Below are 15,509 nucleotides of genomic sequence, written 5' to 3'. Positions count from 1 at the left end.
TAGTTAGTCTTTTAAAATTCCGTCTTTATATTTTTCTTTTTTAAGCTTATCACCTGCTTTGTTGTAGTAGGTTGTAGTTCCATTACGCAATCCATCTCTAATTCGTCGTTCTTCGTAATTACCGGTATCCTCATCAGTATAGATAAATTCACCATCAAATAATTGGTTGGCATCTAAAGTATAATATGTTTCGGAATTAGGTTTATTACTGTGATCTACGTACTTAGTAATAATCTTTACATTTTGTTTTGGATAGTTATGCTCCCAAATACCAGTCATAGCTGTTTTATACATTTTACCTTTAAAAGAAACACTTCCGTCTGCATTGGCTAGTAAAACAATACCATCTTGGTAGCTTTTACTAGACCCTTTCATTTCTTTATGAAACAATTCTATAAAGTCGTAATGCGGTACTTCTGCTGTTGGTTTAGCAATGTGGTAATCGGCTTCAAGTCTACCTCCTTCTTTAAAGTGATTGATAAAACGTACTTTGTATGCACTTCGGGATTCCGATAAGATTTTATAGACTTTTTCTATGTTATGCCCTTGTGCATCATATACTCTGAGTTCTTTAAGCTCATTACTTGTAAATAGCTTTTCTTCTTGTTTTATACCTTCAAGGTTGTATTTGGTATATAAGCCATTTAAAACATTGTATTTATAATTACTCTCAACTAGAATATGCTCATCGTTAAGATATTCAATCCATTTCCCATCTTTAGCTCCGCTTTGGTAGTTTCCTTTTTTATAGACGTATATTGGGTCTTCTTCTGTTTCTATGGTATAGCTTTCAATCCATTCTCCATGTTCTTTACCATAAATATAATTGCCTTTATAGCGTAAATTTCCGAGGCTATCTTTTAGAATATATTCTCCATGCAGTTCATCATCTTTGTAATTAGCTAAGAGGTGTAATTTTGTATATATACGCCTTTTGCAAGAGTCTACAGGTTTGTTGTTTTCATCTACTTCATTGCACTTATACGTTTCATAGTGCAATTGTGAAAATCGTTCTGATAACCCATTGCGCATACCATTGGTATAATTTTCTACAAGATAAAACTCTTGAGAATAAGGTTCTTCCTTATCGTTACTACTCATTCTTGAGTAATAAAATTTCCAAGGTCCTGTTTTTAAATCTTTACTATAATTTCCTTCACTTAAACCACCAGCAAGATCATAATGCTTCCAATATCCTGTTTTAAGCGCGTTTTGGTATTGACCACTATCAGTAAGATATAACTTTGTTGTATCGGTTTGTATTATACCTCCTGCAAATAGCTTTTTTATATCTCTATACAGCCTGTAATTACCGTGAAGTTTATCATTTTTATAATTGGTAATAATTAAGGTATCTTCAGAGATTTCTTGCGCAAAACCATTTTTTAAGTCATTTTCAAACATCACTTTTGAGAGTACTCGCTGGTTCTGGTCTTCATCGAAATAAATTAATTTAGTCTCACCTTCTAATTTCCCTTCTGAATAGTTTGTAATCAATTTGACCTTTATGCGGTTTGTTTCTTCGTAATAAAAATAATCAATAGTTTCTCCGTGTAATATTCCTTTTTTAAAAACCTTAGTCTTTTTGATTTTTCCGTCAGGCTGATATTCTTTTGATTCGCCATCCAATTCACCATTATTAATGTTATAAACATAGACTATATTTCCACTCTCATCATACTCTTTCCAAAGTCCTTGTTTTTTGTCATTTTTATAAACACCTTCAATACGCAAATTGCCATTTTTATAGTACCCTTTATAATCGCCTTCAAACTTACCATCCTTAACATTGTAGATGATTTCCACTTTTTGGCTATCATCAAAGTATAGTTTTTTTAAACCATTACCAGGATCATAAGCACTCGATTTTTTGATAAGTGTAAAACCATATGCTGTAATACTTTTATCGAAACTGGAATAACTGTCTTTTTCTCGTTTTTCTGTAGATATGGTGAGTAAGAATTTTGAACTAGCATAATTTGAAATTAATTCGTTGTCTTCTATTTCACTATCTTTTAGTTTATAGCCTTTAGAACTTAAAGATTTCTGAATAGCATTATATGATGGCTTATTGAAAACAGAATAGCTCACTTTATTTGGGAAACCCTCATACGTGTATAGATAGAACCATGCAGATGCTTTATCATCATAAGATTTATTGTAAGACCAAGTAATAGTATTGTAACTCTCAGAATCTCCTTTTGAAGACTCGTAATACTCCCATCCTTTATTCATCAAGAACTGGTTAACACTTTCCCAGTTTTTTTTCTGGCAGATATTTTCTAAATCATTTAGAGAAAGTTTTTGGGCTTGAACCTTAAACAAAAACAGGCAAAAGATTGCACACAGAAATCGTAATTTCATTGATTGATTTTTTTTAATTAATAGCAAAATCATTACAACAATTTGCAATGATTTATTAAACTTAGAATTAATTATTAAGGGACTTTAAAGGTAAAAAAAAAGTGATATCCTCAAATACTTTAAAGGTTTTAAATTACCCTTTCTTGTTTCTTAAAACAACTACAAGGTATTAAACATGGCTTATTGCTGTTTACGGATTTTCATAATGTAAAAACGTACTTAATAAGGACACTTAAATTAAACTTTTAAAGTGATAGTTAGTCATTATCCTCATCAAAAAAAAACTCATGAATCTTAATTAAATCCCCTCTACCCATTTGCACTAGGTCTTTAGTTTCTTTTAAAAAAATGCCTAATGAGCGTTCGTTATAGAGTAGTTTCATTTTATCATTATAATCGGTAACCACATACATATCACCTGACAATTTATAAAAAGGCACCACTAATTTACTTTTTATCTTTACACCTTTGTTTACTACCTTACCTTCTTTTAACGTATTTTGGAGTGTTGCATCATCTTTTTCTTTTGAAGACACTTTTACATAGGCTATCATCATGTTCATCCATTCATTGGCATCAATAAGAAACCACTGTATTTTGTCAAAATTAATACCGTATTCGTTTATCCAACCTTGACTTGTAAATGCCAACAGCACGTGTTTTTTACCGTTAAGTTCTGGTTTATCATCTGGCTCAAACTCTTGAATCGTAAAAGACACTACAGAAACCGAAGACATATCTTTAAGTTTTTTACCATCAAAATCCAAGGTTTTAAGGCTAAAACTTTCCATTTCGGGCAAATTAGTCAATACCCATTGTGTCGCAGTTAACTCTGCACTTTCTTTCATTTGTTCAACAGCTGCTATCCCAGAACCTATTGCAAGAAGACCACCAGCTATACCAAGTACTGCATCACCATCGTTTTGTGCTTTTACATTTTGGAAGTTGCAAAGTAGTAGTAAACTTATTACCAGAATTAATTTTTTCATTTTATATGATATATTAAAGATTGTTAGTTAGTACTCTATAAGACTAAAAAATTGCCTCTCAAAAATAGAATTCAACATGCTTAATTCCTTACGGAATTCCGTAAACCGTCCTAACCCATAAAAAAAGCGCACCAAAAACATGATGCGCTTTTACTCCCTATATATTAATTTAATACAAACTAATAGTAAGACAAAGTTATAGTCAAAACACTAATAAGTATTACTGTTATCCGTAACAGTCCTTAAATTAATCCTAAATCTTTAGTAATTGCTACTAAATGGATTGTATTATTGGCTTTAAATTGAACTTTTAATTTATTAAGTCTTTTTTCAATGGTACTTAAGCTATTGGGTGAGATATTTTTCGTTTTTAAATCTTCGCTAATATCATCTTGAGACCATCCTTTGGACAAAAGGTTGATAAGCTGAATATCAAACTCATCTATCTCCATATTAGTATTTGGGTGTAAGGCTCTGTCTACTTGTGGAGATAAAAACAATTGGCCTAAAGCTACAGATTTAATAGCTTCATATAACTCTTTAGAGCCATTACGATCTTTGCAGACATATCCATTAACACCATATTGATTTACCAACAGCCTTACTTTTTGAAGTTGATCTTTCATGGAATATACTATGATGCTCATGTTTGGAAAGTCTTCTCTTACTTTTTGAATGAGATCTTCTCCATTTTCCAAATTAGCATTTCGATGATCTCTTTTAAAGGACAAATCGGTTATTAACAAATCAAATTCTGCAGTTTCTAGCTGAGCCTTTTTTAGTTTTAAATATGCTTCATCACAATACTGTGCACGTTCTATCACATTAACTCCAGCGCTTTTCAGTATTTGTGTTATACTAGAAAGAATTGCATCGTGATCGTCATTTATTAAAACTTTTTGAAACATTATGAAATATTTATTATTGCTTTAAATCCTTTATTTTCTTTGGATTCAAAAGTAATTGTTCCATTAATTGCTTGAATACGGTTTTCCGTATTTTCTAGTCCATTTCCTTTTTTTATAGTACAGCCCACTCCATTGTCGCTATATTTTATTTCAAGTTTACCCTTAGTTTCCAGAAATGAAATAACTACCAAAGAAGCCTTACTATGTTTTTTCATATTAATTAATAACTCTTGTAGCACCTTGTAAACTGTGATTTTATTTATTTCAGAATATCCCTTCCATACAATGTCTTTTACACCTTTAATAATTACATTAGTATCAGTATCATTGTAACTATTCATTAACTCTATCAAACTATCTTCAAATGAGTTTTTCACATCTATGACACTGTGTTGTTTAGAAATATCTCGTGCTTTATAGTATAAACTGTTTAACTCCTTTATCAGTTTGCTTTTTTGTGAGTTCTCTTCCTGATTATCGAACTTTATCATTACTTGAAACACTTCATTTGCAATTTCATCATGGACTTGATTTGAAATGCGCGATTCAGTTTCGACAACTTGTAAGAGTTTGTCTTTGTTATGTTTTGTTTTTAGAAAAACGTATAAAATTAAAGATAGTAGTACTACACCAATAGCTACAACAGAAGCAATAACGGTTTTTGACTTTTGTTTTTGTTCTTGTAACTGACTTAATAGTAGTTTTTTTTCAAAATTAGAATAATCATATTTGAGCAAAGCGAATTTATTTTTCGTCTCTTTTTCTGCTTTATTTATACTATCATTTACTTTTTTATATTGCGTAACATAAGGATCTTCACTTAATGTTATTAATAACCCTAAAGCATCTTGCCTGTAGGATGCCGACTTAATTTTTTCTGCTATTTCAAATGCTTTCAACGCATTTTCTTTAGCCAAACTACTATTGCCTGTATTAAAATAGTATTGTGCTAAATGTGTATAGCTTTTATACTTAGAAACTGTATCTTTAACAAAGTTCCTCATTTTTAAAGCTTGCTTCATTAACCTTAATCCGTCATCAGTATTAGATAACTTTGAATTTATAAATCCTAAATTATCCATTACAAGCGCAATAGTTAAAGTATCGTCTATTCGCTTTGTTAAATCATAAGCCTTAGACAATGCTTGTTTAGCCTTATTAAAATCATTATGTTTTTTATAAGTATTAGAAATATTATTATAGACAATAGCACTATCTTTTGGATTTACCGACAACTCTAACACCTTATTATAAAGGCTTAAAGATTTCTTTTTATTTTGTTGCTCATAATAAAGCATTCCCAAAAGATTATAAAAGCTTTTTTGATAATGTATACTATTTGGAATAGTTGAATGCTTGTTCAAAACACCTATAGCTTTAACTGATATTTGCTCGCTTTCATCATAAGCTCCCAGTTTATAATTGATACTCGACAAATAATACATGCTATTTAATTGACTAGGTTTATCGCTTTTTAATTCAGCCTTTTTTAGTCTTTCATTGAAGAATTTATACGATTGAAATACATCTGTAGCGTTTTTGGGATAGAGAACTTTATTTTGGTAAAAATATAAGCTATCCTGTGCTTGTTGTGAAAAACAAGAACTTAATCCAAGACATAAAAAGAGAAATGAAAATAATATCTGTTTCATTCCTCTAAAATAACAACTTTTTTATTTAATCAACTGGGTCGATTGGAGGTGGTGCTATTGGGTGTATTGTACTTTTCTTTCTATTTTTTTACAACAAAACTGAGCCAAGACTAATGGTATGGGATATAGACCACTATAAAGAAGTTAAACTTGATTTAGAACTATATATATGATTTAAAAGATTTAAAATACTACAAACAAGAACGTATCGATCATTTTAAAAAGGTTCTTCCGGATTGTAATTATGCTTTTTTTAATGATGATGGTAGTGTAAAAATTTGGTATGGAAAAAACCGTGCTAAACAATTAGAATATTTTACTGATTTGGGATTGCATCCTGAAACTGGTAAAACCCTAAAACCCATTACAAAATACATGATAAAAACTCATATTTGTGAATAGTCTAATCTTTTCTGAGTATCGCTATAAAAGGAAACCCCAAATTATAATTTGGGGTTTTTATTTGATATACTAATTTATTTCTCAAGCATTATCTTTTTCTGCCTCTTTGGGTAGTACAACTACGACATCTTGATAAATAGGTAACTGACAACTCATACACGCCATTTGTTCTTCCTATTTGAGATGTATTGAAATCGTACGACACTCCAAATCTAAAATCAGTGTACTCCAAACCAAAAAACGCGTTTACTGAAGTTAACAAATGACTATTAGAGCTACTTCCATTTGGGTTTGAAGCCGCAGTAATTGCAGCTAAAAACTGATTAACCTGAAACATTGCACCTAAATCTAAACGATTGTACTCGCCTTGTTGCATGTAATTGGTTGTCAACATTATACTATAATCGTTTAAAAAGGGAAAACGATAGGTCGCATGAAGTGAATAAAAAATATCTAAAGGAAGATTTTCACCTTGTACAAAAGAAATATTAGGTCTATTAAGATGCTTTACGGAAGCCCCAAACCAATAGGCGATTCCGTTATGCTCTTCTTTTTCAAAAACAATTCCTGAAGAGATATCTAAAAAGAAGACGTTGTCATTATTTAATGCTAAAGGGTCTACTGATGTTGAGCTTACTGTTCCTGTATTGATATTGATTTGGTCAGCAAGTGTTAGGGAACTAAACCTAAAGTCTTTAAAACCTGCTCCTACCTCAACTGCAGGTCTAAAATACCAACCTCCATTAAGGTTAACTCTATGCGCATAATTGGCATTGATTTGATGGTGTGAATAATTGGTAAACGATTCGTGGTGCCTTAATCCACTGAGTCCAAAACCAAACCCTTGTCCTGAACCGTATTCTATAGATTTATTCCAAAAAAAGTACTGCGTGTTGATTTTTAAGTCCAAATTAGGCCATTGTGTTCTGTGTAACAGCCCTAAATGGGTTCGACCGTTATCTTCAAACCCTGAAAACGCAGGGTTTAAGGTTTCTTGCACAAAAAATGATTGTGTAAAAATAGGATCTTGTGCACGTGCAACATATCCAAATAAAAACAATAAAATAGTTAGTAGTGATTTTTTTATCCTCATTATAACGCTCTATTTAATAAATACAAATGCACCTTGTTTTGTAACCGTATCGCCATAAAATGTTTTGGCAGAAAAGGTGTAGTAATAGTTTCCGTTTTCGGCTTCTTCTTCTTTTACTTTTCCGTCCCAACCTCTAATATCGTCTCCAGACTCTGAGTAGATAAGGCTTCCCCAAGTATCATATATGTTAATTTCTAAGGTGTTTAAGCCTACATAAACAGGTCCAAAATAATCGTTTAAAGTATCTTCATTAGGTGTAAATGCATTAGGCATTATAAGTTTATAACCAGGTTCAACAATAAGCGTTATTGTATGGGTGTATACACATCCAAACGGATAGGTTACTGTTTGCGTAACCACATAGTTTCCTACTTCTAAATAGGTATGTGTTGGATTTTCTTCAGCTGAAAAATTGCCATCTCCAAAATCCCACAGAATGCTTTCAAAATCGCCAGTTGCAGTATTTGTAAACTGTATAGGGTCGCTAATAGCATACACTCCATAGTTTTCAAACCCAAAAGACGTAGTCTCGAATCCTGGGTTTCCTAAAACTGGGATGTCTACATTAAAACTATAATTGGTCGTACAACCCTGACTATCTACAACTTCTAAAAGCACTAGTCCGTTAATATCAGTAGTCATTAATTCATTGTTTGCTCCACTAACTGTACCGCTTGACCAATTGTATTGAAATGGTGGCACTCCTCCGCTTGCCATAGCTACAAATGTTTGGTTAACAGTTTGTGTTTCACAATCTACATCAGACTGTGTTTCGACTTGCAACTCTAGAGGTTCAAACCTTGTTACGTCCCAGCTTCCTTGAATTTCGCAACCATTAGCGTCAGTAACTACAACTGTGTAGGTATTTGGAGGTATGCTATTTAAATCTTCGGTAGTTGCACCATTAGACCATAACACATCAAATGGTGGTGTACCTCCTTGAATGAGTAAATTTATTGCACCACTGTTGGTATCATCACAATCAAGCGCATTAGTAATGTTGGCAGATAGTACCAAAGGATTGATATCAAAAATTGTAAAACTTTCTTGAATGACGCATGGTGTTCCGTCAGTAATAGTAACTGTATACGTCCCAGGTGCTAAATTATTACGCTCCACTCCTGCTGTTGGGTCGTCATTCCAATCGACCGTAACAGGGTCAATTCCTCCAACTAAATTTAAAGCTATACTTGCATCGTTTTCTCCTGCACAAGACATTTGAGTAACAACAGGGTCTATTAGAAAAACTGGAGCTTCTTCAATTTCTATCGGAACATCTCTTTGACAGTTTTCAGCATCAGTAATTGTAATGGTATAAATTCCTGCAGAAAGGTTTGTTTGACTATTACCTGTACCAAAATTACTCCAAGCGATGTCGTAAGGCGGAACACCTCCTGAAATGTTATTGATTGTAATTGATGCATTATTATCTCCATAGCACTCTATTTCGGTAGTTGTCACATCAATATTTATTTCATCATTTTGAATAATCGTAACTTCTAAAACAGCAATACAGTTAGAACTATCTGTAACCGTTACTGTATATAAACCAGCAAATAAAGTATCAATATCTTGGTTAGTACTCGCATAACCGTTTGGTCCAACCCAAGAAAAAGTATAGTCTGGTCGACCACCTGAAGCTTCAATTGTAATAGCACCTGTATTATCTCCAAAACACAACACATTGGTTTGGTCTAGTAAACTTACCGTTAACAAAGGAGGTTCATCAATAACAAACTCTTGAGTTATTGGTCCACAGCTATTACCATCGGTTACTGAAACTTCGTACACTCCAGGACCTAAATTTGTTACATCTTCATCCGTTGAAAAAGGACCTCCATTAAGCGTCCAGTTATAGGTGTAAGGCATTGTTCCTCCTGAAATATCAATACCTATTGACCCATCATTTGCACCAAAGCAAGATATTGTATCAGGATCAAAATTGACAGCACTAAACACAAGCTCATCTGGTTCAATAATTTCAAAAATTTCGGTATAAGGACAACCTCCATCATCTTCTATGTTAAGCACATAAGTTCCTGCTTCTAGATTAAAAACATCTTCGTTAGTACTTGTAAATCCGTTAGGTCCTGACCAATCGATATTATAAGGATTTCCTGTTGAAAAAGGCACACCTCCAACAATATCAATTTCTATTGACGCATTATTAGACTCAAAGCAGGTATTATTAATAACTGTTGTAGTTACAGAAATTGAAGGATTTACAGTAACTATCACTTCAAAATTTGCTCCTACACAATTTCCTGAAATAGGCGTAACTGTATAAGTTACAGTAGAAGGATTAACTGTTGTGTTTTCTAAAAATTGTGTTATTGAAGCTACAGGCGTTAACTGCTCAGAAGCACCAACACTACTTCCTGCAGGAGTAACCGTTGGCGTAGACCAAGTATACATTGTATTTGCTGGTACTGTATCTCCATTGGTAGCATCTGGATTGTGTACAAACGCGTTACCACTACAAATTAACACTGTTGCATCGCTAATATCTGGTGTTTCGTTAACAGTAATTTCAGCAACTGCAGAAATCAACTCTGAACAACCACCTGAATTAAACGTTATAATACAGTAATAAAATGTGGTTCCCACAGAAGACACATCAGGTAAATAACTTGCTGTTGTTGCTCCTGCAATAGCTGTTCCTGTTGTGGTGTCATTAACTGTATTTTCATACCATTGGTATGTTGGAGTTCCTGTTCCGTCTACGTAAGCTACTTGAAGCGTTGCTGTTGTTTCTCCTAAGCATAATACATCAGACATTGGTTGAGTTGTAAATTGCGCGCCTGCACTAATTTCAACTTCAGCAGTATCACTTACTACCTCACAACCAGACACATCTTGCTGCACCACGCAGTAATAGTAAAACGTGCCTACAGTATCAACTGGTGGTGTGTAAGTGCTACTTGTTGCTCCTACAATTAGGGTTCCTCCTGTATTACTATTTACAGTATTTACATACCATTGATAACTCACTGTTCCTAAACCTCCATTAGCAACAACTTCTAAATTTTGTACACTGGTATTTTGACATAAACTTTGAGATGCAATAGGTTGCGTTGTTACTACAGGATCATCAACCACTACCACTTCTGCTACATCGCTTACCAAACCTGCACATCCACTTGCTGTAAACACAACCTCAACATAATAGTAATAATTTCCAGCTGTTGTATATGCTGGAGGTGTATAATTTGCCATTGTCGCACCTGCAATTGGTGTTCCTCCTGTTGTACTACTAGTAGTGTTACTAAACCATTGGTATGAAATTGTTCCTGTTCCTCCTGAAGTGACTACAGACAACTCATCTGCTAGACCACCAACACAAACAGATTGCGTAGCAATAGGCTCAACATCAATTTGAGAAGAATTAACTACTTCAACTAGAGCTGCATTAGACGTTATCTCATTACAACCACCAGTTGAAAACGTAATTACGACATAATAATACATCTCTCCAACAGTATCTGTTGGTGGTGTATATGTTGCTGAAGTTGCACCTGCAATAGGTGTTCCTGTTGTAGTATCGTTAACCGTATTTTGATACCATTGATAGTTTGGTGTTCCTGTTCCTTGAATGGTTACCGACAAATCATCAGGTGTTCCATTTAAACATACCGAATTTGGTATGGGTTGATCTGTGATTAATGGTGCAGGTTCTACTGTGATTTCAAAATCTACTGGAGCTCCATTACAACCATTAATATCAGGTGTTACTGTATAAATAAGAATGATTGGATTAGATGTGTTATTTACAAGTGTTTGAGCAGGAATTACATCGGAAGTTCCTGATGGCACATATCCTGTTAAACCTGCAGGATTATTTGATACCCAACTGTATGTTGTAGCACTATTATCAGACGTTAAGTTAATAGCTGCGGTTTCGACTCCAGAACAAATGGATTGCGTTAAATTGGTATTTGTAATTGTAGGTGTTTCATTAACCGAAAAATCTTGAGTTACTGTTGTTGTACCACAACTATTAGTAACACTGAATGTTATTGTGTAGTTACCTATTGTATTATAAGCAATGGTTCCTGGGTTAAGTGTATTGGACGTTGCAGGAACACCTCCAGGAAAGCTCCAACTGTAAGTGACCGTTTCAGATGCTGGAGCACAAGACACAACTGTTGCTACAGGATTTACAGAAGCTGTCCCACAACTATCAGTAACTGGATTTAAGGTCGCTGCTGGAGGTTGTTTAACTTCAACTATTTCAGATATTGTGCTACTTCCACAAGCATTAGTTGCAGTTAGTGTTATTGTATATATTCCTGCATTATCAAATTGGAACGATGGGTTTACAGAATTTTCGTCTGTACCATTAGTAAAACTCCAAGATTCAGTAGTACCACAGAAATCAGGTGTATAAGCTATTTCCCATAAATACGTTTCAGCACTACAAGTCATAGATGTATCTGTAGTATTAGTAGCAGCTACTATAAATGGAGCACAACCATTATTAGCATCTAATGTAAAGTCGGCTACTAGTTCTGGTTCTACACAAATGGTTTTAATTATTTCATCGGTTTCACCACAAAAATTTTCGGCATATAAGGTAATGTTAAAAGTTCCTGCTGCAGTGTAAGTGTGCGACGGATTTTCATCGGTAGACGTATTGCCATCTCCAAAATCCCAATAATACAGTGAGTTTGTGGTACAGTTTTGGTTATAACCTCCTGTGGTTAAATTAGTAAATTGAACAGGTACATCTACACAAGCAGGCGATTCAAATTCAAAATCTACATCAGGCTTACTTAATATAATAATTGGTCCTGCTGTTAAATCGGTTTGTCCGCAAGAGGTCACAATACTCAAAAAGACTGTATAGTTTGGACTTGGACAATTAGATTCAGTATAGGTATGTGGTATTGGATAATTTTGTGATGCAGCAGGATTTGAGGCATTATAATATGTAGATGCTTCTAACTGTGTTTGCGTGTAAGTAACTTGGGTGCCATCTCCATAATTAACATAGTATACAGTGTCTGGTGGGTTAATTCCCCAAGACCCAATAGCAAAATCTATTGGAGACACAGGCAAACAAAGGTTTACTGTATTTCCAGGAATTTCAATCGCTCCTACTGGATTACTTGAATTTTTAATTAAAATCGTTTCGGTATTTATACAGCCTGTATCGCTATAACCAGTAACAACCATATTAAAAGACCCTAACTCCAAATAAGTATGCGAAAGCGGAAACGTCACGTTAGTTTCTGTTGTGCCATCTCCCCAATCAATGTCATAAGATACGATACAGCTATCTGAAGGTGAGGTATTCCCAACGTTTACAGTATATTCTGGATCTGATGTGTTATTTCCACAATTATCAAAAGGTGGACTAAATTGTGCATCTAAATCTTCAAAACTCATATTTGGCTTTTGTTCAACACTAATGGTTTTAGAAATAGACGCTGTACATCCATTAGTATCGGTTACAGTAAGAGTTGCTGAAAAAGTAGAAAACCCACAGCCTTCAGCTACATATTCGTGAGATGGATTTTGAGCAGTTGAAGAATCTCCATCTCCAAAAGCCCAATCGTAAGTATAAGGTCCATTTCCTGTTACATTAGGCGTAAATACAACTGGTGTTCCTGAGCAAGCTCCATTATTACTAAATGTAAAATCTACTGTAGGAGGTGTCCCGACAACTATTGTTACTGTGCCATTTTCGTTAGTTGCGTCTCCATTAGCATCAGTCACTGAGATTAACTCATAAACAAACGTTCCTGCTGTTGCTGTACTTGCATTAAGAGCTACCGAATTATTGCTACCAGTTGTAGAAACCGTTAAAGACGCTCCACCATTTATAGTATAGGTAAAGGTATAAGGTGTAGTTCCATTAGAGCCTGTAAATGTAACTTGCGGATTAGGACTATCGTTAAGACACACGTCTGCATCTCCATCAATAGTAGCGTTTGGCATCATTGCATTGTTTAAACTAATTAAATCTTTATTGTACAGTGACTGAGTAAAAACGTCTTTATTCATATTAAAGACACTAAATAAACAACACACTATGCAAAACGCTATTGCAAGCAAATGGAATGTATTTTTATTCATAAGCAAATGATATTAAATGGCTTAGAAAAAATAAATGTAGTTAAATTCTTATTAAATTAACATTTGTTGTATATTAATTTTAAGTCAATTCAACACTTTGACTATAGGTTTAATTTTTAAATTCTCACAAAACGTTTTTCGGTATCGCTATATTCAAATTCATAAATATCATACTTACCATGATTAGAATCTTTTTCAAGCTTTTGGGCCACAATCATTTTATGTCCATCGCTTCTTAGGTTAATCATACCATGTCTTGTTAAGTAAGAATTAATCTCTTTATATTTTTTTGTAGCATCCTCTTTAAGCGCCTTTATAGCTTGTTCATTTTCGGGTGTATCTACAAAATTATTGAGTAAGTTTTCATAATCTTTTTGAGCTCGCTCCCATGTTTGGTATTTTAAAACCAGTTCTGGTATTGTAGCTGTTGAGAACTCTTTATTGGATCTAGCCAACTCAGTACTAAAAATCAAAGGTTTTTTACTATATCCTGTTTTTCCTATTGCACCTAAAGTATCAGGTCTTGGGTGACTATAGTTTTCATCGTCACCACTAGAGATTACAGTTCCTAATGCATTAACATGCTCTAAAAATTCATAATTAAACAAATGACTTCCATGATGGCACGCTTTTGCAATATCAACTTGAAGTTTATCAGACGCTTCATCACCCAAACATGCATTAATATACTCGCCAGCTTCTTCATTTATATCGCCACCTAATAGTACTTTGAGCTTTTTGTACTTTAGCTTTAATAATACTGAATGTCCGTTTTTGGTTTTTCCTTGACTACCAAAGTATGGCAATGCTTTTTTTCCGTCAATATTTGTAAGAATTGGACTTAACACTTCTAATGAAAAACTTGTATCAGAACCATCACCTACTATAAATCCGTCACTACTATTTAACCCTATAAACTCTGGGTCTTGTAGTTGATTTAATGTCTTAAAAATAGTTTTACAATATTGTGAACCGCTACCGCTTAAGTTTTCGTCATCACTCAATACACTTTTTACTTCATTATCTGAAAACAGCAACGTTGTTATGTAATCTTTACCATCAGAAAGTTCTTCTTTTTTGCCTAATTGAGTGTTCCAGCCTTTATCAGTACGCTTTGGTCTTTGAACTATGCCACTGTGATAAATTTTATCAAACTCAACCGCTGGAGCTTCAAAAATTTGTGAAAACCCTAAAAAATGATCATTATCAGGATGACTCAATAATGCTTTAAACTTAAAGGGCAACGCTGTGTTTTTATCTAAGTTAAATCGCCAATACAAATAGCGATACATATTATCGCCTTTACCAGCATCGATGAGATAATGTTCGTCATTAGGAGTGATTAAATGACACCCATCGCCTTGACCTATATCTACAAAGTTGACTTCTAGAACACGTTCTTTTTGAAGATCGTTAATGTGTATCCAACCTAATTTATTTCTTGATTTTACCTTAACATGACTATTAACAATTTCTAAATCGACTATACTTATATAATCACCAAAAAGAAGGTGTTGAGTCCATTTTCCATCCTCATTTTCATCAGGATAAATTTTCGCATCCGGAAACGCTGCAAAAGAATAATTGGAGTTATTTTTTACATTATACTTTGAAGTATCTAATTGAGCCATAATTAATATTTTAGAGTTAAAAATGAAGTTGACTAAACTCCATGCTATTAACCCATCATTTAAAATGACTATTAGTATATAGGGAAGGGATTATAAATTTACAAAAATCTTTTTAAGCTCCTAGTTTTGCAGATTAATTAAGTATTAAATTATCAAATCACGTTAGTATTTTAACTCAATTTCGCACTTTAATACAGTTTAACAAACCTACTCTACACTTCTGATTGACAAATAATTACCCTCTTGATAATCATCGGGTAAAATTGCATTTTATCGAAGAATAGTTTTTCTCTATTTTTTTTAACAACCGTCAAAGTATAAATAAGCATTTCAACGAGTATTTTTCGTGTAAGGTTATATTGACAATAAATTTGGCCATTCCCTTTTATTTA

Annotated in this window: 7 protein-coding genes; all 7 read right to left on the bottom strand. The window is 33.5% G+C overall.

Annotated elements, in window-relative coordinates; translation table 11 throughout:
• Positions 1–3: 3 nt before the first annotated feature.
• On the bottom strand, positions 4–2,235 hold the full coding sequence (locus DMZ43_RS11975) for a hypothetical protein (protein WP_131508532.1): 2,232 nt from the start codon (positions 2,233–2,235) through the stop codon (positions 4–6).
• 386 nt (positions 2,236–2,621) lie between these two features.
• Positions 2,622–3,353 (bottom strand): hypothetical protein, encoded by a 732-nt coding sequence (locus DMZ43_RS11970; protein WP_131508530.1) that lies wholly within the window; start codon positions 3,351–3,353, stop codon positions 2,622–2,624.
• A 242-nt stretch (positions 3,354–3,595) separates the two neighbouring features.
• Positions 3,596–4,261 carry a response regulator transcription factor gene (locus DMZ43_RS11965; RefSeq protein WP_131508528.1) on the bottom strand — a complete coding sequence of 222 codons (666 nt, stop codon included), beginning with the start codon at positions 4,259–4,261 and terminating at the stop codon, positions 3,596–3,598.
• On the bottom strand, positions 4,261–5,913 hold the full coding sequence (locus tag DMZ43_RS11960; RefSeq protein WP_131508526.1) for a tetratricopeptide repeat protein: 1,653 nt from the start codon (positions 5,911–5,913) through the stop codon (positions 4,261–4,263). Before DMZ43_RS11960 ends, DMZ43_RS11965 begins: the two co-directional genes overlap by 1 nt.
• A 490-nt stretch (positions 5,914–6,403) precedes the next feature.
• The gene (locus DMZ43_RS11955) at positions 6,404–7,408 is read right to left on the bottom strand and encodes a PorP/SprF family type IX secretion system membrane protein (RefSeq protein WP_131508524.1); all 1,005 of its coding nucleotides are present in this window, start codon (positions 7,406–7,408) and stop codon (positions 6,404–6,406) included.
• Between the two features lie 9 nt (positions 7,409–7,417).
• Positions 7,418–13,414 (bottom strand): PKD domain-containing protein, encoded by a 5,997-nt coding sequence (locus tag DMZ43_RS15050; protein ID WP_131508522.1) that lies wholly within the window; start codon positions 13,412–13,414, stop codon positions 7,418–7,420.
• A 188-nt stretch (positions 13,415–13,602) separates the two neighbouring features.
• A complete protein-coding gene (locus DMZ43_RS11945) occupies positions 13,603–15,117 on the bottom strand; it encodes a hypothetical protein (RefSeq protein WP_131508520.1) in 1,515 nt (504 codons plus the stop codon).
• Between the last annotated feature and the right edge of the window lie 392 nt (positions 15,118–15,509).

This window comes from Meridianimaribacter sp. CL38 (assembly GCF_004328055.1).
Taxonomy (GTDB): domain Bacteria; phylum Bacteroidota; class Bacteroidia; order Flavobacteriales; family Flavobacteriaceae; genus Gaetbulibacter_B; species Gaetbulibacter_B jejuensis.
Note: the sequence above shows the minus strand (reverse complement) of the source record. Positions and strands in the feature narration are given on the sequence as shown.